The sequence below is a fragment of the Kitasatospora sp. NPDC041988 genome, from assembly GCF_055588525.1.
Genome location: NZ_JBVJCO010000038.1, coordinates 1 through 21,049 on the forward strand (window position 1 = coordinate 1; position 21,049 = coordinate 21,049).

General features: G+C 73.8%; 12 protein-coding genes. 3 read left to right on the forward strand and 9 right to left on the reverse strand.

Features of this window, described 5'->3' with window-relative positions:
* The 9 genes from ACZ6NC_RS30560 to eccD form a co-directional block, all read right to left on the reverse strand.
* Positions 1–6,290 (reverse strand): WXG100-like domain-containing protein (locus tag ACZ6NC_RS30560; protein WP_465737083.1); only part of this gene is annotated, 6,290 nt, incomplete at its 3' end.
* 112 nt (positions 6,291–6,402) lie between these two features.
* The gene (locus ACZ6NC_RS30565; RefSeq protein ID WP_465737084.1) at positions 6,403–6,699 is read right to left on the reverse strand and encodes a hypothetical protein; all 297 of its coding nucleotides are present in this window, start codon (positions 6,697–6,699) and stop codon (positions 6,403–6,405) included.
* Positions 6,692–7,129: a YbaB/EbfC family nucleoid-associated protein gene (locus tag ACZ6NC_RS30570; protein ID WP_465550570.1), complete on the reverse strand. Its 438-nt coding sequence runs from the start codon at positions 7,127–7,129 to the stop codon at positions 6,692–6,694. The genes ACZ6NC_RS30565 and ACZ6NC_RS30570 overlap by 8 nt, the downstream gene beginning before the upstream one ends.
* A gap of 130 nt (positions 7,130–7,259) precedes the next feature.
* Complete coding sequence (locus tag ACZ6NC_RS30575) at positions 7,260–9,407, reverse strand: hypothetical protein (protein ID WP_465737086.1); 2,148 nt, start codon at positions 9,405–9,407, stop codon at positions 7,260–7,262.
* A gap of 79 nt (positions 9,408–9,486) precedes the next feature.
* Positions 9,487–9,954 (reverse strand): hypothetical protein, encoded by a 468-nt coding sequence (locus tag ACZ6NC_RS30580; protein ID WP_465737087.1) that lies wholly within the window; start codon positions 9,952–9,954, stop codon positions 9,487–9,489.
* A gap of 11 nt (positions 9,955–9,965) precedes the next feature.
* On the reverse strand, positions 9,966–10,256 hold the full coding sequence (locus ACZ6NC_RS30585; RefSeq protein ID WP_465550576.1) for a WXG100 family type VII secretion target: 291 nt from the start codon (positions 10,254–10,256) through the stop codon (positions 9,966–9,968).
* A gap of 31 nt (positions 10,257–10,287) precedes the next feature.
* Positions 10,288–10,635, reverse strand: a complete 348-nt coding sequence (locus ACZ6NC_RS30590) for a hypothetical protein (RefSeq protein ID WP_465737088.1) — start codon at positions 10,633–10,635, stop codon at positions 10,288–10,290.
* A gap of 55 nt (positions 10,636–10,690) precedes the next feature.
* Positions 10,691–12,142: a type VII secretion protein EccB gene (eccB, locus tag ACZ6NC_RS30595; RefSeq protein WP_465737089.1), complete on the reverse strand. Its 1,452-nt coding sequence runs from the start codon at positions 12,140–12,142 to the stop codon at positions 10,691–10,693.
* A 47-nt stretch (positions 12,143–12,189) separates the two neighbouring features.
* Positions 12,190–13,575 carry a type VII secretion integral membrane protein EccD gene (gene eccD / locus ACZ6NC_RS30600; protein WP_465737090.1) on the reverse strand — a complete coding sequence of 462 codons (1,386 nt, stop codon included), beginning with the start codon at positions 13,573–13,575 and terminating at the stop codon, positions 12,190–12,192.
* Between the two features lie 149 nt (positions 13,576–13,724).
* Here eccD and eccCa point away from each other — a divergent pair, with 149 nt between their 5' ends.
* The 3 genes from eccCa to ACZ6NC_RS30615 all read left to right on the forward strand — a co-directional run bounded on the left by eccCa (position 13,725) and on the right by ACZ6NC_RS30615 (position 20,975).
* Positions 13,725–17,708, forward strand: a complete 3,984-nt coding sequence (eccCa, locus tag ACZ6NC_RS30605) for a type VII secretion protein EccCa (protein ID WP_465737091.1) — start codon at positions 13,725–13,727, stop codon at positions 17,706–17,708.
* 133 nt (positions 17,709–17,841) lie between these two features.
* Positions 17,842–20,520, forward strand: a complete 2,679-nt coding sequence (locus ACZ6NC_RS30610) for a hypothetical protein (protein ID WP_465737092.1) — start codon at positions 17,842–17,844, stop codon at positions 20,518–20,520.
* A gap of 11 nt (positions 20,521–20,531) precedes the next feature.
* Entirely contained in the window at positions 20,532–20,975 is a 444-nt protein-coding gene (locus ACZ6NC_RS30615; RefSeq protein WP_465737094.1) for a hypothetical protein, read from the forward strand.
* Positions 20,976–21,049: the final 74 nt, after the last annotated feature.

Genomic DNA, 21,049 nt, shown 5'->3' on the forward strand with positions numbered 1-21,049 from the left:
ATCCGCGACTGCGCGTCCCCGTCGACCGAGGGATCCCGGATCCACACACCCGGCTGCCCGCTCCCGAACTCCGACAACGGACGGGCCTGCGGCAGATCCCAGCTGAATGGCAGCTCTTCGTCCCCGCTGAGGACCTTCCACAGGTCGTGGCGCAGGTCGGCGGCGCCGATCTTCCCGTCGCCGGCGCCTGTGATCGGGTCGACGAGCCGCTCGGTCAGGCCGTCAACGAGCCGCCCGACGGCCTCCGGTCCCTGACCGTCGATCTCCGTGACGGTGGAGTGGTACGGGAGCGTGAGCTCCAGGACCTCGATCATGCCCCGGTAGCGTCCGAGGTCGATGGGCGACTGGCCGGAGAGGTGTTCGTCGGTGAGCGCCCGGGTGCTGTCCCAGAGCTCCTCGAACGCCTGGTCCGGTGCGTTCTGCGGCTCGGCCAGACCGGCCTCCGGCGGTCCGAGCCGGCGGAGGTGGGCGAACTGCGAGCCGCTCCAGTCACCGACCGTCATCGAATCGCCCGGATCGGCGAAGAGTGCCTGGTCGCGGAAGGCACCTCCCGGCACGGGCGTGGTGGCGTCCAACCCCGGCCCGTGCGTCCCGCCGAGCCAGTGGCCGTCCGGGGTGAGCAGGCTCGCAACGGCTGCTGCGACGGCTCTGCGGTCGCCGTTCTTCCAGCCCGGCAGCCAGGAGTCCTTGTCCATGACGACGGCGAACCGGCGGTCCGGTACGGCCTGGACGAATTCGTCGTAGGTCTCGGATCGGATGGTGACCGTCAGTTTTACCTCGTCGTCCGCGGAGCGGACGGTGAACACACTGCCCCGGTTCCCGTCCCGCTGTGGGCCGTCGATGCTGTGGCCGTCGCCGACGTACGGCCCGAGAGCGCGGCGCATGTCCTTCTCTAGGGTTTCGAGGTTGGTCGTCCGGATCTTCTCGTCGTGCTGAAGGTCGCCGTTGAGCGCCTCCGGATTGAGGGAGACGAAGGTGAGATCGTTGGCGCCGGTGGTGAACAACGGCGTCTCGATGTCGGCGTCTCCGCCCAGATAGAGCAGGGTTTCGCCGTTGGCTCCGGTGCCGTCGTGGACCATGCGGTTGAGTTGCAGCAGCATGCGGGCGCGCTTCGGGTACTCGAAGCCGACCAGCCACTTGCCGAGTTCGCGTCGGTCGACCCAGTCGGGGACCCGACCGAGCTCGTGGTCCAGGGCGTGCGGTTGCGCACCGTCGTCGAACAGGAACTTCACGGTCTCCGGTCGGAGGCCGTGCGAGACCGCTCGGGTGCGTGCGGCGTGGTTCTCGTTCTCACCGAAGCTCACCGCGCCGTCGATCGGCGCGTGGACCTGGTCGGCGGACACCACCTGGTAGTCGGCCGCAAGCGGCGCGGGCTGCTTGTCCGTCGACGGCAGGTGGGAGCTGAACTCCTGCCAGTGGCCGGGGCCGGCGACCACCCTGATCCGGCCGGAAGCGTCGACGCCGACCTGATCGGCCACGATGAGAGCGCCGCGGTGCGTGGCGCCGTTCGGGGCGAACACGACCTTGCTGGTGGCGGCGAGGGCGTCGGTGGACAGGCCGTACTTGGTGGCCAGGATGTCGACGACCTCCTGGACGTACGTCGCGTGGTCGGTGGCGAGCCGACAGGCGACGAAGCGGATCGGCGTGACGCCGTCCCAGCGGTCGGCCCGGTGCTCCCGGTACAGCCGCTCGGCGAGCTCAGACGCCGTGTGCGGCGGTCCGGCGGGGCCGATCTCCATGGCGACGACGAAGTGGTCCTCGTCGGCCGGGAAATGGGCGAGTGACTCCTCGACCCGGAGACGGGCCTCCCGCGGCATGTTGGGGTGCGGCATCCACAGATCGGGGTGCCCGGGGGTGCGAGCGGCGGGGGCGGGACCGCCGAGAACGGATTCGATCGAGGAGACGAGGCCGGTGGCGCCGGCGGGGGTCTCGTCGGGCGTCGGCCGGGTGAGCGCGCTGTGGTCGGTGTGCTCCGTGCTTCCGGTCGGCTCCGTGACGGTGTCCCGTTCGGTGGCGTCGGCTCGTCCGGGCCCGCGCTCCTCGTGCGCGAAGGTGTCCTCGTGGGCCCGCTCGTGGGCGCGCCAGTGGGCCGGGTCCAGGTTCCTCGGGCCCCACAGTTCCCGGTACCTGTCGAAGAAATCGGCCCCGTACTCGCGCTTGAAGGAGGCGATCAGCTCCTCGCCGAGCGGGTGCGCGGCCGCGAGGTCCTCGTAGCCGTCGGCGGCATCGCGCAGGGCGGGCAGGATGTCCGCCTCGAAGGCCACCCGCTCGTCCAACTCCTCCGTGAGGAGTCGCTGTTCCTCGCGCCACCGGTCGGCCTTCCCGGCCGCTCCGGGACCGGTCAGGTCGGCGGGCCCGGTGAAGACCTCGTCGAAGGCCTTCGTGACGCGGTCGGCGTGGCCCTCCCGGACCCGGTCGGCCCCGTGGTCGGACAGGGTGCCGTTGCGCCAGGTGGCCTGCCGGGCCGCGCCGGCCGCGTCCTTGAGCACCGCGGCGCGGGCGGCCTCGTAGGAGAGCCGGTCGTGCAGCCGCGCGGTGTCGGTCAGGTCGCTGAGGTCGACCGTGCGGCGGGACAGGTCGAAGTGCTCGGTGACCCGCCGGTCCAGTGCGGCCGCCAGGTCACGGGTGACGGCACCGCGCGCCTGCTGGACGTGCTGCTCGGTGACACCGAGGGCTTCGGCCAGTCCGGTGTCCAACCGGGCGCGGCCACCGCCCTCGGGCCAGGTCGAGACGGCGTTCAGCGCGGCGTCCACACCCTGGCGGATCGCCGCCTCGCGGGCCGCCTGGATCGCGAACTCGCGGGGCAGGCGCGCGGCGTGGTCGGTCAGCGCCTGCTCGAAGAGGTCCACGGCCTCGCGCCGCTCGCGGATCGCGGCCGTGGCGGAGTGCGTCGAACCGGCGAAGTCCTCGAAGTCCTCGGACAGCCGGTCGCGCAGCGAGTCCCCGATCAGGGTGAGGCTCTCGGCGGAGAGCTCGGGTTGCCCGGTCGCACCGAGGGACGCCAGCAGCTCGCGCTCGGCGGGATCGGCCCGGTCGAACCAGGAGGCCTCCGCCTCGGTCGTCAGGTGGGCGGCCCGGTCGAGGGCGCGCTCGTAGTCGGCACGCAGGTCCAGGTCGGCGCCGAGCCGGCCGGTCAGCCGGTCCAGGGCCTGCTGGGCCTGGGCATTGCGGGCATCGGTGAGGTCCTCGGTCCTGGTGTAGAGCTGGGCAACGGCTTCCTCGGCCCGTGCGCGGAACCGACCGGACATCTCGGTGCGGATGAGGTGCAGGGTGGCGGGCGGCAGGTCGGCGGGCCCGGTCCCGGGTTCACGGGCGACGCCGTCCTCCAGCGCGTGTGGCGGGGCGCTCCATTCCGTCACCGTCCGCTCGAAGCGCTGCATCGCCACCCGCACCGCCGCCTCGCGGACGGCGGCGACCCGCGCTACCCCGTCGAGGTCGGCGACGATCTGTTCGCGGGACGCCGGGCGGGCGGCCAGCTGCTCGTACATCAGGTTGCGGGCACGCTGCTGGACGGCGACGGGCAGGCCGGGGCCGGCCGCCTCGGGGAAGTGGAGGGATCCTTCGGCGAAGGTGCGGCGCAGGAGTTCCTCGGCCTGCTGGTCCCGGGGGTGGCCGGTGGCCGGGTCCGGCGGTGGGTTCTCGGCCGCGTCGGCCAGCTTCGCGTCGTAGGCGTTCTGGAGGTCGCGCTGGGCCTGCCGCCACTCGTCGTGGCGCGGATCGTCCGGACGGGCACCACCGTGCTCGGGTGCAGGGGTGTAGTGGTAGGCGTGGCCGGACGCGGTGTGCGTGGGCGTCGGCGTGTGCGCGGGCAGCGGGGGTTGCGGGTCGTCCGGCGCACCGGTGGGTGGATCGGACGCGTGGGGCTGCGTCGGCGCGGGCTGATGGCCCGGCTGGTCCTGGTGGCCGCTCGGCGCCGCGTCGTCGGCCGTCGGGACGCCGGGTTGCTCGGCGGGAGCACCGGGATCGTGACCGGTCCTCGAATCGGAGGTCGGTACGGTCGCCGGGGCCGGGACCTCCCCGGCGCCGTCCGCCGGGCCGTGTGCCGTCGGGACCGGCGCGCCGGCCGGGTTGTCGGGGCGGGTGGCCGGCCCGTGCGGCTGGGCCGGGGTCGTGGACGGCCGGTGCTCGGCCGTTGACATGGTGGTGCCCGCTGCGGTGACCGTCGGGGCGGTGGTGTCCCGCCCGAGGGTGGTCTGGTTCCCGGGCGCCGCGGGCTGCTGCGGTTGCCGCTCGGAGGCGACCGTCGACACCTTGCGGGGCGCCTCAGGGGCTCCGTGGTCGCCCGGTTTCGGCGACGACGACGAGGAGGCGTGCGACGATGCGTCCGACGGAGGGGTTGTGGAGGACCGTTCCTGCGGGTCGGTGCCTCCGGTGGTGCGCACCGAGTTCGCCGCCGGGGCCGCGCCGGGGGCGGACCGGGAGTCGGCCCGGGGAGCCCCGGACGGTTTGTCGCCGCCGACGGTGGCGGGCCGGCCGGTCCCCTCGCCGTGCGGGTGGGCCGAGGGCGCCTCTGCGGGCGTGTGCTGCGGCCGCGGCACCGGGAGCGGCGAGGAGATACCGGTGAGGTTGGCCGCCACGGAGGCCAGGGTCAGGGGGTGGAGCGGCCCGTAGTGCTTGCTGTCGGCGTTCATACCGGCCGGGTCGGCGAGCCGTTCGTGCACCCAGGTCTTGTACCGCTCGCCCAGCGGTTGGCCTGCCAGGCGTCCCATGTGGCCGAGGAAGCCCATGCCGACTCCGGAGGCGAAGGTCTCCCAGGTCACCGAGAAGGTGTGGTCGGGGCCGAAGCTGAGGTTGTAGAAGCCCTCGGTGAGCAGGTTCTGCGTACCGCCGTGCAGGTAGCCGCCGAGGGCGTAGCCCAGCTTGAACACCATCGTGTCCCCGCCTGCGCGGCCCATCAGACCGGGCACCTGCCGGACGAGTTCGTTGACGGCTCCGCCGTGCAGCCCGGAGGATCCGAGCGCCTCCCCCAGCGCCTTGCCCAGGGCCTCGTGCCCGGCCGCGCCCTGGCCGCCGCCCTCCGCCATGGCGCGGCCGAAGTCCCGGCCGAGTGCCCTGGCCTCCTCCTTGCCGAGCAGGCCACCGAGGTGTTTCTCGAACACCGCGCCCATGTCACGGGAGAACCGGCCGACGGCGTCCGCGCGGAGTTCGCGCAGGCCACCTGCGAAGCCGTTGCCGAACTCGTCGGCGTACTTGCCGATGGTCCGGCCCAGTTCGTCGCCGAACGCCCTCGCCGCGTCCTTGCCGAGCCACTTCTCGCCGGCGCCGGCCCCGTGCGAAGCCGCGCTCTCCAGCGCGGACGACACCTCGCGGGCGGCGTGCTCCGCGCCGCTTCCCGCGGCGCGGCCGGCGGCACCGCCCGCCCCGCGGGCGGCCTCGTTCGCGGCCGCGTGCTCGGCCGCCCGGGCGGCGTTCCCGGCGGCCGCCTCCGCGGTGCGCGTCGCGCTGTTCCCGGCGGTCCGTGCGGCGTCCCGCCCCAGGGCGTTGAGGCCGTCCTTGCGGGCGATCGCGAGACCGTCCTTGGCCAACCCGTTCGAGACGTGCGCGAGGCCGTTGCCGAGCTCCCGGCCGCCCGACTTGCCGAGGCTCTTTCCGACCGTGTTCCGGAAGAGCCGGCCCAGCCCGCTGCCGAGCAGGGCGAGCGGCCCGCCGATCAGGCCGTTGAGCGCGCCGAACCTCACTGCCTGGAGGGTGGCCTCGTTGTCCCACGTGTCCTTGTGGCCCTTGTTGATCTGGATCCTCTGGATGATCCCGTCCATCACGATGCCACCCATGATGCTGATGAAGGTGTGCATCGCGATCCGGTCCAGCAGCCAGGCGAGGATCTTGCGGATGGCCCCCTCCGCGACGAGCCGCGCCGCCACGATCGTGCCGAGCGAGGCACCGCCGGTGAACGGCGACGCGGCGATCGCCCAGGCGATCTCGGCCGCCAGCTGGACCAGCTGGGCGATGGTCATCCACTTGGCGTACTCGACCTGATTGGCCGTTTCGTGTGCCGTCTTGCCGAGGTCAGCAGCCTGCTTGCCGGCCAGTTCGAGGTAGTTGTCGCCGCCGCCGTAGCCGACCAGCTGCCCGGTCGTCTGCTTGAACGCGTCGGCCGCCTCGCCGGAGAACTTCTGGTCGCAGACGCCGACCATCAGCCGCACGTAGTCCGCCAGTTGCGGCATGTCCCGGGCCACGGCCAGGTAGTCGTCGCCGGCCGCGCGCAGGTTGTCCTCGTCGGCCTCCGGCCACGCCATGCCGGTCAGGCCGTGGAAGAGTCTGGCGAGGCCTTCCGGGATGATGATCGACATGGCGGGACGTGCTCCTGGTGGCGGGTGGCGGATCGGGGGGAGCGGCCCCGGGGGGCGGCCGGGGCTCGTCGGGCGGGCCCTTGCCGGGCCCGCCGGGGTCCGGGGACCGGCGTCAGGCGATCCCGGTCAGGTCGTCGTCGGTTTTGGTGAACAGGTCGCTGCTCTCCGTGCCGGAGGTGGTGACCTTCTTCACGGCCGCGCGGACCTGGGCGAGCAGGTCGGTGAGGTTCTTGGTCGGCCCGTCGACGGTCGCGTGGTAGTGGTTGCCGATCTCGTCGTGGCCGCCCGACTCCCTGTTGTACTTGCTGATCTGGTCGACGTGGACCTCCAGCGTGCCGAGCAGCGCCGTCATCGAGCCGAACTTGTCGAAGGCCGTCTTCAAGTCCGCGAGCGCGGTGAACTCAGCCACGGAACTCCTCCTGGCGGGTGTGGCGGTGCGGATCCGTCGGGAGGCCCGGGCGCATGGCCTGGAGCGGTGCCAGCAGCTCGTCGAGCTCGGTGCCGCCGGTCATCGAGGTGCGCAGCATCTCGCCGAGGCCCTCGAAGGAGCGCATCGACTCCAGTACCTTGGCGCCCATGTCGGCCCGGGCCCGGTTCAGCACGTCGGTCAGGACGTCGGCCAGCTGGGCCGGGGCCATCGAGCGGTAGGCGGTCGTGTGGAACGTGAGCGACACGACCTGGCCCTGCGCCCCGAGGACCGCGGTGACCAGCCGGTCCTTCGAGGTCACCGAGACGGTGGTTTCCTGGAGCTCCTTCGTGGTTTCGGCCAGCTCGGCCTGCTGCTCGCGCAGCGTCGCCATGGCCTGCTCGATCTGTTCGGCGAACGGGGAGACCGCCATCGACACACCTCTCGGTCACGTGGGGCACGCGTGCCCGGTCCCGCGGGTCGGGCCGGGCGCGCGTCGTTTCAGGACTTCCGTGGGATTCAGGGTTTCCCTGGGGAGGAACGGCCGGGGCACCGGGGCGCGTTCAGCGTCCGATCACCCCGTCGACGGCACCGCTCTCGGTGCCCCAGACCTCCTCCTCCTCGGCCAGCCAGGTGGTGCGCTGCCGCTCCTGGCCGTTCTGCGGTCCGCCGGCGCCCGTCCCACCTCCTGGCGGCATCATCGGCGGCATGCCGGTTCCGCCGGTGGTCGAGATGGACCGGCCCATCAGCTGGGCCTCCTCCTCGGCGAGGGCCGCCGTGGCGGTCCGTTGACCGGCCACGGTGCGCTGTGCGAGGGCAGCCTTCTCGGCGGCCATCAGGGCGGCTTGGTCCTTGGGGGAGTTGACCATGCCGCCGTGGGTCAGGGCGTTGCCGTTGTAGTAGCTGCCGGACACCGTCAGCGGCACGCTGGTGGCGCCGTCCTTCGACACCGACGACAGGCCGGGGAGCCCACCGGACCCGGTCCTGACGCCGACCGTGCCAGGCCAGTCGTCGGTGAGCCCGGTGCCGACGGGATCGGGCCAGCGGATACCGCCCACCGACGGTCCTGGGATGAGGCCGGTCCCGCCGCCCGTCCCGCCCGGCGAGAGGATCTGGTTCAGGACGTGCTCCTCGTCGGCGAGCAGCTGGTCCTGACTGCTGATCGGCGTGCCGTTGGCGTCGACGATCCGGCCGTCCTTGTCGATCGAGGACTTGTTCCCGGCGTACACCGGATTGCCCCGGGCGTCCCGGACGGGCTTGCCGTCCGGGCCGATGACCATGCCGTCGCCGTTGATCGTGGACCCCTTCGGCACCGTGAAGGGGCCGTTGCCGGCGGGGACGGTGATCGGGGGCGGGCCGAAAACGGTGCCCTTGGGGACGACGAGCGGTTTGCCGTCCGGGCCGAGTACCGGTTTGCCGTCCGGGCCGATCACCTGGCCCTTGCTGTTGATCGTCGAGCCGGGGGGAGCGGTCAGCGGTTTGCCGTCGGGGCCGAGCAACTGTTTGCCGTTGGAGTCGAGTAGCGGGAGCTTCGTTCCAGCGGTGCCGCCGGGGACGGGGGTCGGGGTGAGCGGCACGTTCTTCGGCGGCGGCGGGGGCGGGGTGCTGGTGTGGTTCGGCGGCGGCGGGGCGGTGAGGTCCTGCTTCTTGTCACCGCCCCCGTCCCCGCCGTCCTTGCCGCCGTCCCCGCCGTCCTTCCCCCCGGATCCGTCGCCGCCGCCCGTTCCCGGAGGTGGGGTCATGGCGCCCGGGGAGGGCGTCTGCGTGGTGATCTTGACGTTCACGGCCGTGGCGACGTCGTGGAAGGCATCGGTCAGCGCCCTCGTGACGGCGGCCGCCGGTACGTCGAGATCCTTCTCCACCCACGAGATCCAGATCTGCTTGGCGGTCTGTTCCACGGCGTGCCGGAAGGCCTCCGATTTGACGTCGAGCCCGCTGGCCATGACCTGGAAGTTCTTCTTGTCGCCCGAGACCGTCGCGATGGTGGGGTTTGCGAGCTTCAGGAGGCCGCCCTTGAGGCAGCTCACGGGCGACGCCACGGGTCCGAAGGGGTATATCTTGTGGTTGCCCCAGGTCTGGCGGGCGGTGAGGAGGTCCTGGTACCCCTTCTTCAGGGCGAGCATGGCCTTCACGAGCGGGACGGACGGCTGGCCGTGCACCGTCATCGACACTTCGAGACGGAGCAGGGCCTCCTCGATGCTGGTCAGATAGGACTTCAGCTGCCCAGCGGCGCTCCCCTGGAAGTCGCTGTCCGGAACGTCCAGGGTGTCCGCCCACTTGTGGACGCTGCTCCGCATCTCGGTGATGAACGCGTCCAGGTTGGTGGCCAGGTAGAGCCCCGCCTCGATACTGCCGACGCTGGTGGCGGCGTTCTGGCCGCCGGCCACGAGCGGCTTCAGCACGAGGTCGGCCCGACCGCAGAACTGGTCCCACTTGTTGCTGGGATCGTCGAACCCGGGCTTGCCGTCGCCGTTGCCCTTCCAGTTCGCGTTGAAGGCCACGTAGACGACGTACGAGTTGTCCGGGGGCATGAGACTGAGGTTGACGTCATGGGCGCTCGACGGCGAATCCGTGCTGCAGTAGATGTCGCCCTTGATCCAGTCGTCGGCGACGGCGAGGTCCGCGACGCTGTCCCGGGTCACGCCGAGCGTGTCCCCGAACGACTTGAGCGCGTCCTCCCACGGATGACTCGGGGTGGCTTGCTCGGACACTCGACTCACACTCCCACGGGACGATGGACAGAACTCGGTACGACCCGGGGCCCGGCGGTGGGCCGGGCCCCGGGCGGCCTCATGCGGGCTTCGGCCCGGGCGGGGCCACCTGCGGCGGCCCGGGCGGCTGCGGCGGGCTGAGGATCGCGAACATCTCGGCGACGGTGAGCGTGTGCTCCCCGGCGTCGTGGAACTTCACCTTGGCCATCTCCAGGCCGACCACGATGTTGTCCAGCGAGGTGCCGATGGCCTGCAGCTGCGCGTTGATCGCCGCGGTGTAGGCCTGGAAGCCCTTCTGCATGTCGGTGTTGGCCGAAAGGCCGGCCGCACCCAGCAGTTTGATGTATCCGTCGGCGCCGCCGTCGATCCCGGCTCCCTCGCCACCGGCGGCGAAGTTCTGGAGCATCTTGATCAGGTTCTGGTGCGGCCAGTCCTTGGGCGGTGGCGGGAACGGCGACGCGCTGCCGTTGACCCAGGCCGACCAGTCGCGGACCTGTCCCTCGAGCGTGGTGATGCTGTCGTCGTCGGTCCGGAACTCCTTGGCCATGAGTACTCCGCTCAGAAGCCCGCGGCGGCGGCCCGGTCGGCATACCGCATGGTCTGGTTCATCTCTTCGAGGGCCATCGCGCCCTTGTGGATGTCGTCGTGCATCTGCTGGGAATTGGCGTCCACCACGTCGAAGAACGTCCTGAAGGCCTCGTGGTACTGACCGGAGGTGGTGTCCAGAACCCTGAGCTGGGAGACGAGGTTCCCCAGGTTGTCCTGCATGGTCTTGGCGGCGTTCAGCAGCTCCTGGAACGCCTCGTCGATGGACTCGTGCCTGAGCTGGATGTCGGAGGGGCCGGGCATGAACTCTTCCTCTCTACGGGTCTTGAACCGGTCAGTGCTGGTTGAGGGCGTTGTAGACGCCGTCGGAGGCGCCCCAGTTGCCGCCCGTCACGTGGGCGTCCTCCTCGGCCTTGTTCAGGACCTCCCGGGCCCGACCCAGGTTCGAGGTGAGGTGGTCGAAGGCCTGCATGACCTTCTTGTAGCGGTCGACCCAGTCGTTGATGTTCGCCTGGAACTTCGTGCTGGCGCCGGAGACGTAGTTGGCGGCGATCTCCATGTTGATCCGCTCGACCGTCTGGCCCGAGGTGATCATCGCGGAGATCTGTCCCTCCAGACTTTGCAGCGCGGTCATGATCGCCTGGTCCTGCACACTGAGTGTGCCGGGCGCGGGAGTGCTCATCGGAGTTCCTCTCTAGCGGGTTATCTGTGTCAACGGGCCTGCGAAGTGCCTCGGTTCAGCCCGGGCAGCCGCTCGTTCCGGGCTGCGGTCCGACGACCTGTCGGGTCAGCGCGGCCGGGTCCAGAACCGGCCCGGTGGGCAACAGCGCCAGAAGGGACTGCGGGAGGGGTTGGGCCGGTGCTCCGCCGTATCCGAGCTGCTGGCGGCCGGCGGCCGGCAGTGGGTACTTCACGCCGTTGTCCGTCACCAGGTATTCCGACGAGCCGGTGTCGGCGCCGGAAAGCGCCCGGACCAGCGCACCGGAACCGGGTCGTACCGCGATCCGGTCGGCGGCCGCGCAGCCCGGGGCGACCCCGGGCTGGCTCTCCGGCAGCCGGCCGCCGAGGGACCCGGCGTCCAGCAGGGAGACGTCGGTGACCGGGGAGACGCCGGTGCCCGGGCGGACGACCGCGCAGACCGCCTGGCCGCGGCCCGGTTCCACCAGCACCGGCCGCTCGGTGGGCAGCCCGCCGGGCAGGCCGGGCCCGGGGGCGGTGTGGGCCGCGAGGTCGTCGGCGCCGATCGAGGCCGGCGCATCGGCCTCGCTGGCATAGGCCTCGCGCTGGGTCCGCCGGTCGGCGCGGAGCAGGTCGTACTGGAGCGGGGTCAGCGGGGTGAGGCCCGCCGCCGTCAGGACGTGGTGGCCGCCGGAGGGGTCGGTGAAGAGCTGCCCGACCCGGGTGGGCCGCGCGGACAGGGCGGGTCCGGGTCCGCCCCGCCCGGGGATGTCCGGAGCGGCGAGGTCCGGTCCGGCCGGGAGGGTGCCGAGCAGCGCCTCGGTCACCGGGTAGGGGGTGGCGGTGGCGGTGGTCCGGGTGAGGGACTGCAGGGCCCCGTTCTGCCGGTCCACCCGGAGCCGGCGGCCCTGCCAGAGCAGGTGCACGGCGCCGTCGGGGGTGCTGACCAGGACGGCCTGGTCGGCGCCCAGGGCGGTGCCCTGCCGGGCCGGGGCCACGGTGAGGACCAGCTGGGGCGTGGCGGCGGTGGCCGGCGGGACGGCGGCCTGCCGGGTGCCGCAGGCCAGCCAGCCGTCCCGGGCCAGCCGGTCCGGCCCGGGCAGCGCGTCCGGTGCACCGGTCAGACCCACGGCCGAGCCGCGTTCGGCGCTGCGCACCGCGGCCTCGGGGACCTCCCGGACCGTCAGTTGCTCCCCGGCCAGGAGCCTGGCACTCGCCTGGTTGGTGACGGGGTGCAGCGCGCCCTCCAGGTAGAGGTAGCGCGCGCCGCTCTCCCGGACCACGACGAGCGTCCCGGGCTTGGCCCACGTGCCGTCCCCGCCCGGTTTCACCGCGCCGTAGACGGCGACCCCCAACCCGAGCAGGACGCCGATCACGAGGCCGCCGAGGGCTCCCCGGGTGGTGCGGCCGGTGGGCGTGTCGGGAGCGTCGGGCTCGGCCCGGAGCATGCCGGACGCCAGCCTGCTCATGACGAACATGTGGGCCTGTACCTGGTCGCGTCGGGACTGCATGGGTACTCTCCTTAGGTTCTCGGACCCGGTACGTGTACGGGTGGAGCTCAGCCGCTCATGGCCCGCACCGCGTGGTAGGCGCCGGACGCGATCAGCGCGAGCGGCAGCAGGGCCAGCGCCGTGAGGGTGTGCAGGACGTCCGCCAGTCGGCCCCAGTAAGGGAGGAGGCGACGGCCCGGGACGGTCCAGGCGACGACCAGCAGGGCGGCCGAGAGGGCCAACAGGGTGCCCAGCAGGGCGCCCAGGCGGGCGGTCGGCGAGACGTCGGCGGCCTGCCGGGCGAGCAGGACGGCGGCGCCGTACACGCCGGGAAGCAGGACGGCCAGGCGCTGGCGGATGCTGCCGATCGCCCGGCCGTGCAGCAGCAGGAGCAGGCTGAGTACGGCGGCCTGGGTGGGGGCGGCCCAGCCCGGGGTGAGGGCGAGCGAGGTCAGGCAGACGGCGCAGAGCACCCCGAACGCGGAGTGGAGGGCCATCAGGTAGTCGTCGGCGACCAGGCTGCGCGGCAGGATGGCGGCGGCCGGGAAGGGCTCGATGTTCTCCTGCAGCTCCTCCGCGTTGCGCGGCAGCATCGGCAGCCGCAGGCCGGACAGCCGGAAGGCCAGGGACGGGACGAACGAGCCGACCAGGACCGCCACCACCGCGAGCACTGCAGCGAGCTGCTCGGGCGTCAGGCCGGCCAGGACCAGCACGCCGGCCGACACGCCGAACCCGCCGACCAGCATCAGCCCCAGGAACAGCGGCGCGGCGCCGCCGACCGCGGCCAGCGCCAGCACCGCCGCGCCGGCCGCTGCCGAGGACGCGGCCAGGATCCGGGCGCCGAGCAGGTCATGCCCGCCCGGGCCGCCGGGCAGTAGCAGCGCCGCCAGCGCCAGGTACGGTACTGCGGCCGCCCCCAGCGCGGCGCCCGCGCCCGCGTCGGCCATTGCCCGGGAGGCGCTGCCCGCGCCGAGCAGCAGCAGGAGCGCAGTGGCGGCGGACGCGGCCATCCGCGGCCCGCCCGGACCGGGCAGGGCAAGCAGCACCCAGCCGCCGGCCAGCGCCAGCAGCGCCACGGCCAGGGCCAGCCGCCGGGTGAGGTCGGGGCGCCAGCCGTCGCCGCGCTCGTTCATCCCGGTGGCCACGCCGTCGACCAGGTCGTCGAAGTGCACTGGCGGCAGCGCGTCGTGACGGGGCCGCAGATGGAGTGCGTCACCGTCGCGCAGGTGGAGGGATTCGGCGCTCTGCTCCTCGTCCAGCGGCTCCTCGCCGAGCCGCTGGAGCACCCAGCCGCCGTGGTCCAGACCCTCCTCGGCCAGGTCGGGGCCCGCGTGGCCGAGGACGGCCGGCATCAGGTCGGCGAGCGGCACGTCGGCCGGAACGGCGAGATCGAGGACTGCCCCCGGCACGTGGAACCTCAATCGGCACAGTCCTGCCACCACACTGCTGCTCACGCCACTCCTCAGGTCCGCGGTCCGTTCGCGATGACTCTCGTCCTGTCGAACGGGTGGTGCGGCCCCGAGCGTTCAGAGGCCTGCTGAACCCGTGGCGGTCCGCGGTCCGTCAGCCAGGAGGGACGGCAGCGGCAGTGAGGAGCCCCGAGGTGAGTGTGGTTCTGGTCAAGCGGACGCCCCGGCGTCCGGGGCCCGAGATGCCCGAAGGCGAGGTGCAGTTGCAGGAGCCGCCGAGTCTGCCGGAGAAGCAGAGCGGCATGGCGAGCGTGATCAGCATGATGCCGATGGCGCTCGGCTCGCTGTCGATGGTCTTCATGTTCCTGCACCCAGGCGGCAGCGAGGGCGGCGGAGTGCTCGGCTACGTGGCCGTCGGCATGATGGGGCTTTCCGCGGTCGGCATGCTGGTCACCCAGCTGATCCGCGGCTCCAGCGACCGCAAGCAGCTGCTGCGCGCCGAACGGCGCGACTACCTGCGCTATCTGTCCCAGATCCGCCGCCAGGTGCGGCGCTCGATCGACGGTCAGCGCCGGGCACTGGCCTGGCGGCACCCGGCACCGGACGAGCTCTGGTCGCTGGTGGGCACCACCCGGCTCTGGGAGCGGCGTTCCACCCACCCCGACTTCAGCGACGTCCGGATCGGCCTCGGCTCCCAGCGCCTGGCGACGCCGCTGGCCCCGCTGTCGACCAAGCCCGTGGAGGACCTGGAACCGCTCTGCGCGCACGCGCTGCGCCGCTTCATCCACGCCTACGGGACGGTCGCCGAGCAGCCGATGGCGATCCACCTGCGCGGCTTCGCCCGGCTGCTGCTGCAGGCCGACGACCCCGACGCCGGGCGCGCCCTGGTCCGCGCGGTGCTCGCCCAACTCGCCGTGGTGCACGGGCCGGACGAGCTGCGGACGGCGGTCGTCGCCGGGCCGGGGAGCCGCACGGAGTGGGAGTGGGCCAAGTGGCTGCCGCACGCGCTGCACCCGACCGACAGCGACGGCTCCGGCCCGGTCCGGCTGGTGGCCGGCAGCCTGGTCGAGCTGGAGCAGTTGCTCGGCGAGGAGTTCACCGGCCGACCCGGCTGGGAGCCGGACGCCGTGCCGAACCGCGACGAGCCGTTCACCGTCCTGGTGCTCGACGGCCCGGGCGCCCACTCCGGCAGCCGTGCCGCGCTCGCCGGCTACCGCAACACCGTGCTGATCGACCTCACCGGCGACCTGGAATGGCGGGCGGCCCGGACCACGCTGCGGCTGCGGATCGAAGGCGGCCGGCTGGCCATGGTCGGCGCGGACCGCAACCGCAAGGATGTCGACACCGACCTCGGCCGCCCCGACGCGCTCGGCCTGCCCGCCGCGACGAGGCTCGCCGCGCTGCTGGCGCGCTACCGGATCGCCGACACCGTGGACGTCTCCGAGCCGCTGGCCACCGACTTCGACCTGACCGCCCTGCTCGGCATCCCCGACCTGCACGCCTTGGACGTGGACGCGCTCTGGGCGCAGCGCGGCATCCCCAAGCGGCTGCGGGTGCCGCTCGGGCTGGGCCCGGACGGCCGCCCGGTGGACCTCGACCTCAAGGAGTCCGCACAGGGCGGCATGGGCCCGCACGGCATGCTGATCGGTGCCACCGGCTCCGGCAAGTCCGAGCTGCTCCGCACCCTGGTGGTGGCCCTGGCGATGACGCACTCCTCCGAGGTGCTCAACTTCGTCCTGGTGGACTTCAAGGGCGGCGCGACCTTCCTCGGCCTGGACACCCTGCCGCACACCTCTGCGGTGATCACCAACCTCGCCGACGAGGCGGCCCTGGTGGACCGGATGCGCGACGCCCTGCACGGCGAACTCGTCCGCCGCCAGGAGGTGCTGCGGGAGTCCGGTCATGCCTCGCTGCTGGAGTACGAGACCGCGCGAGCCGCAGGGATGCCGCTCCGGCCGCTGCCCACGCTCTTCCTGGTGGTCGACGAGTTCAGTGAACTGCTCGCCGCCCACCGGGACTTCATGGAGCTGTTCGTGATGATCGGGCGGCTCGGCCGCTCACTCGGCGTGCACCTGCTGCTGGCCTCGCAGCGGCTGGACGAGGGCCGGATGAGCGCGCTGGAGTCTCACCTGTCCTACCGGATCGGCCTGCGCACCTTCTCCGCGATGGAGAGCCGGGGCGTCCTCGGTGTGCCCGACGCCTACCAGCTCCCGCCCCAGCCCGGCAACGGCTTCCTGCGCAGCGACATCTCCACCCTGACCCGGTTCAAGGCCGCGTACGTCTCCGGCCCCTACCGGCCCAAGCGCCGCGCCGCCCAGCAGGCCGCCCTGGCCGGCCAGGTGGTCGCGTACGGGACCGAGTACCTGACGCCGCGCCAACGGCCGCAGGCCGTCGAGGAGCCGGTGCAGGAGGAGGCCGCCGGCACGCTGCTGGAGATCGCGGCCGACCGGCTGCGCGACGCCGGCCCGCCCGCCCACCGGGTCTGGCTGCCGCCGCTGGGCGCGCCGCCCACCCTGGACGAGCTGCTCCCGCCGCTCGTCCCGCACCCCGAGCGCGGCCTGACCACCGCCGACGCGCGGAGCCACGGCGCGCTCGGCATCCCGGTCGGCGTCATCGACCGCCCGTTCCAGCAGCTGCGCGACCTGCTCACCGCCGACCTCGCCGGTGCCGGCGGCCACGTCGGCATCGCCGGTGCCCCGCAGAGCGGAAAGAGCACCCTGCTGCGGACCCTGATCACCGGTCTCGCGCTCACCCACACCCCGCGCGAGGCGCAGTTCTACTGCCTGGACTTCGGCGGTGGCACGCTCTCCGCCCTGCGTGGCCTGCCGCACGTCGGCGGGGTCACCGGCCGGCACGACGGCGAGCGGGTGCTGCGCACCGTCGCCGAGATCAACAGCATCATCACCCGGCGGGAGAAGTACTTCGCCGAGCTCGGCATCGACTCGGTCGCGTCCTTCCGCCGCCGCAAGGCCGCCGGGGAGCTGCCCGACGACCCGCACGGGGACGTCTTCCTGGTGGTCGACGGCTGGAACACGCTGCGTCAGGAGTTCAACGACCTCGTCCAGCCGCTCACCCTGATCTCCCAGCGCGGCATCAACTACGGCGTCCACCTGGTGGTGGCGACCACTCGCTGGGGCGAGATCGCCGGCGGCCTGCGCGACCAGCTGCAGACCAGGTTCGAACTGCGGCTGGGCGATTCCGTCGACTCGGTCATCAACATGCGGGCGGCGGCGAAGGTCCCCAAGGTGCCCGGCCGCGGCCTCACCGACGAGCAGCTGCACTTCCTCACCGCGCTGCCCCGGATCGACGGCGCCGGCCGCGCCGACGACCTCGGCGAGGGCGTCGCCGACCTGGTGGACGCTGTCGCCGCGCACTGGACCGGCCCGCGCGCCCCCGAGGTGCGGATGCTGCCGCTCACCCTCGACGCCGGCCTGCTGCCTGCCCCCACGGGCCGGCTGCGGGTGCCGATCGGCCTGGAGGACACCGAGCTCGCGCCGCTCTGGCACGACTTCGAGGAGAGCCCGCACCTGCTGGTGGTCGGCGACAGCGAGTCGGGCAAGACCAACCTGCTCAGGCTCATGATCAACGCCATCACCACCGCGTACACGCCCTCCGAGGCGCGGATCATGCTGATCGACTACCGGCGCGAGCTGTACGACAGCGTGCCGGAGGAGTACCGGCTGGGCTACGCCGTCGCGGTGGACATGCTCCGCCAGATCGTCGACGGCGCCTCCCGGGCGATGAAGAACCGCATCCCCTCCGCCGACATCACGCCCGCGCGGCTGAAGCTGCGCGACTGGTGGGAGGGGCCGGAGCTGTTCATCCTGGTCGACGACTACGACCTGGTCGGCACCGGATCGGGCGCCCACCCGTTCGCGGCGTTGCTCGACGACCTCGCCCAGGGCTCGGAGATCGGCCTGCACCTGGTGGTCGCCCGCGGCGCCAACGGCATCGGACGCGCCCTCGGCGACCCGCTGCTGCGCAAGCTCCAGGAGGTCAACTCGCCCTCGCTGCTGCTCTCCTGCCCGCCGTCCGAGGGCTACCTGTTCGGGAACCTCAAGCCCCGCCAGTTCCCCGCCGGCCGCGGCCTCTACATCACCCGCCGGCGCACCGTGCAGGTGCAGACCGGCCGGCTGGCCGCGGCGGAGGGTGAACCGCTGGACCCGTCCGGGCCGTAGTCCCGGCAGGCGCGCCGGTCCGGCGGCCCGGCCCAGTCCTCCACGACCGGGCCGCCGGGGCAGCTCCCGCCGCCCCGTACCGACCGGCCGCAAGCAGCCGGCCGGCCGCAACCACCAGAAGGGAGGCCGGCCCATGAACCCGCCGGCATCCGGCACCGCCGAGCGGTCCACGCTCCGCGCGGTGGGCCCGCACCTCGTCATTGCCCCGCCCGGCGCCGAGGCGGCCGGACTGGCGGCGGCCCTGGACCCGGTACGGGCCGAGCCCGGCACCCTGCTGCTGCTCGCCGCGGCGGCCGACGCCGCCCCCGTCCTGCTCGGCTCGCTGGACGAGTTGGCCCGGACGGCGGCCGGCCGCGGCGCCGACACCCTGGTGCTGGCCGCCTCCGGCCTCGCCGCGACCGGGCCCGACGGCCGCCGCCCCGCCGAACAGCTCGCCCGGCGCACCGGGCTGACGGTCGTCGCGCCGGACGCCGTGGTCTCCGTCGAGGAGGACGGCACCCTCGCCGCCCCGGGCGGCTGCTGGTGGCGGTGCCGGCCCGGCGGCGGGCCGGCCGAGGCACTCGGCGAACGCTGGCCGGCCGCCGCGACGATCACTCCGCTGCCCGGCGGTGGCTTCTGGGTGACCGCCGCCGCCCCGGACACCCGCCCGGCCGTACTCGACCGGGCTGCCGCCCCGGGCGCCACCCTCCTGCTCGTGGTCGGCGAGCCCGACGGGCGACTGCCCACCGCCGTCCAACTGGCGAACGCCACCGCCCTCCTGCTCGACACCGTCGGCGCGGACCGGCCTCTGCTCAGCCTCCCCTGGGCAGCGCCGGTCGACCTGATCGAACTCGCCGCGGTGCTGGCCTCCTCGCTCGGCCGCGAGGTGCGGGCGGCCGTCGGCCTCCCGATCGCCGACGCCGCCGGCCACCGCACCGTGCACCTGGCCGCCGACGGCACGCCGGGCTGGGAGCCGTACCTCACCGAACTGTCCGCCTGCCCGGTCGGCCGGACGGTGACCGCCGTCGGCCGGCGCACCCGGCCGGGCGCCCCCCAGGACGACGGCCCGGTGCGCTATCCGGCCTTCCCCGGCTGGGAGCTGGAGCCCGTCGCGGCCGGCCTCTGGCTGCACCCGGAGGGGACGGTGGACCGCGGCCCCCGGCTGCGCCGCCCCGACCCCCGGCAGCCCGTCCTGCTCATCGGCGACGCCGGCCGGCCGGTGACCGAGGACGCCTGGGCGCACCTCGGCGGCGTGCTCGCCGGGCTTCCCCCGCTCGGTGCGGCATTCGCCGTGGCACCGGCCGGTACGGCGTTCGGTGCGACTCCGTTCGGGGAGGTGCCGCCGGGCCCGGCACCCGACGGGCCGCCCCGGCTCGCGCTCGCGGTGGCGGGCATGCCGGACGTCGCCTCGGACGCGGTCGGGCGGTTCTGCGCGCGGATCCACGGACTCGACTGGCTTGGCCCGGAGGGCGCGGTCGGGCCGGTGGCGCCGGTGTCCGTCCCCGTCCCCGGGCCCGTTGCGCCCGCTGTCCCCGCTGTGCCCGCCGGGCCTTCGGCGCCGGCCGCGCCGCCGTTCGTGCCGGGTCCGGTGACCGGGCGGGTGTCCGAGCCGCCGGCCGGGGCCGAGGAGGCGACCGCCGTCCTGCCGCTCCGGCCGGAGCCGGTGCAGCCGCCCGCCGCGCCTGGTGTGCCCGCCGTCCCGCCCGGGCCGGTCGCCGTGGCCACGACGTCCGGAGCTGCTACGACGGCCCCTGCCACGACGTCCGGAGCTGCAACGACGACCGCCGCCGCGCCAACGGCCGCGGGACCGTCGGAGCCGGGCGCCGACGGCCCCACCGCGGGTGCCGCGCCGGTGCCGGGGGCCGCTCACGAGACCCTCCCCGAGCCCGAACCGACCCCCGACCCGCAGCCCGCTCCCGAGCCCGTCCCGCAGCCCGCCCCCGACCCGCAGTCGGCGGCAGAGGCCGCCGGGGCACCCGAGCCCGGCGCGACCGTGGCGGCCGCGCTCCTCCCCGAGCCCACCACGCCCCTGCCCGACGAGACCGGGCCCGCGACCCCGGCCGAGGACCGGGCGGCGCTGGTCGCCGCTCTCGGGCCCGCCTACCAGCGCTGGGCCAGCCGCGCCGACGACGCGACGACCAGGCTGCCCGGGCTGCGCTCGGTCACGGACGACGACGACTCCCGGCCCGAGCTGGTCGCCGTCCTGCTGCACCACACCGACGCGGGCGTGCCGGCCGGCCGGGCCGAACTCACCGCGGCGGCGCGGGCGGGGACGCCGGGCCCGCCCGCCGCGTACCTGCGCTGCCTGGCCGCCGGCCTGCGCCGGCTGCCCAGCCACTACGGCGGCGTGCTGGCCTCCGCCCCGGCCGGCTGCACCGACCTGGCCGCCTACGTCCCCGGCACGGTCCTCACCGAGCCGGCCCCGGTCAGCGGGATCACCACCGCGGGTGCCGATCTCGGCGCGGACGTCGGGATCGAGTTCGCCATCTGGTCCGTCGGCGGACGCCGTACCTCGGCCTTCGGCGATCCGGGCGACCAGCCGACCGTGGTGTTCGCGCCGGGGAGCAGCTTCGAGGTGGTGGCCGTCGAGCCGCCGGACGCCGACGCGGGGCGCCCCGCGCGGGTGCTGCTCCACGAGGTCGGTGCCATCCGCCCTGCCCCGGACCGCCTGCGCACGTGGCTCGGCCGGCGGGACGCCGTCGCGCCCGCCGACCGGATCCGCCCGGCCGCCCCCGACCGCTTCCGCATCGACCTGGGCGGCGTCGGCGGGCCGGCCGGTGAACCTCCGGCCACCGGCGGGCCGTCGGAGGAAGGGAGGACCGGCGAGTCGTGAGGAGTGCAGGGATGTCCGAGACGGTGCGGGCGGGCTTCGAGCTCGCGGCGGTGTTCGACCACGTGGATCCGGTGACGGGCCCGGGCTTCGAGCCGGGGCGCCCCCGGCTCGCGGCGGGCGCCGAGCGTGAGGCCGTCGCCCGCTACCTGAGCGCGGGGACGCCCGTGCTGCTGACCCCGATGCTGATGGACGACGTGGTGGACCAGGAGCGCCGGGGCGTGGTGCCGATGGGCTACCGCACCGACGGGCAGTGGATCTGGACCGACACGGTGACGTACTACCTCGACGAGTACGGTCTGGCGCCCGAACCGGGCCTTCTGCGGCACGTCCTGTCCCGGGTCGACGAGCCGCCGGCCATTCCGCTGCCGGAGGTGCTGGAGCGGGCGGTGGCGTTCCTGCTGACCCCGCCGGAGCCGGCGGACGCCGCCGTGTGGACCGTCGGGCAGCAGGGCTGAACCTCCACGGCCACGCCGCCCGTACCTCCCCACAGGAGTGTTGTCGAGCCGAGCGCAGGGGATGACGGTGGGCG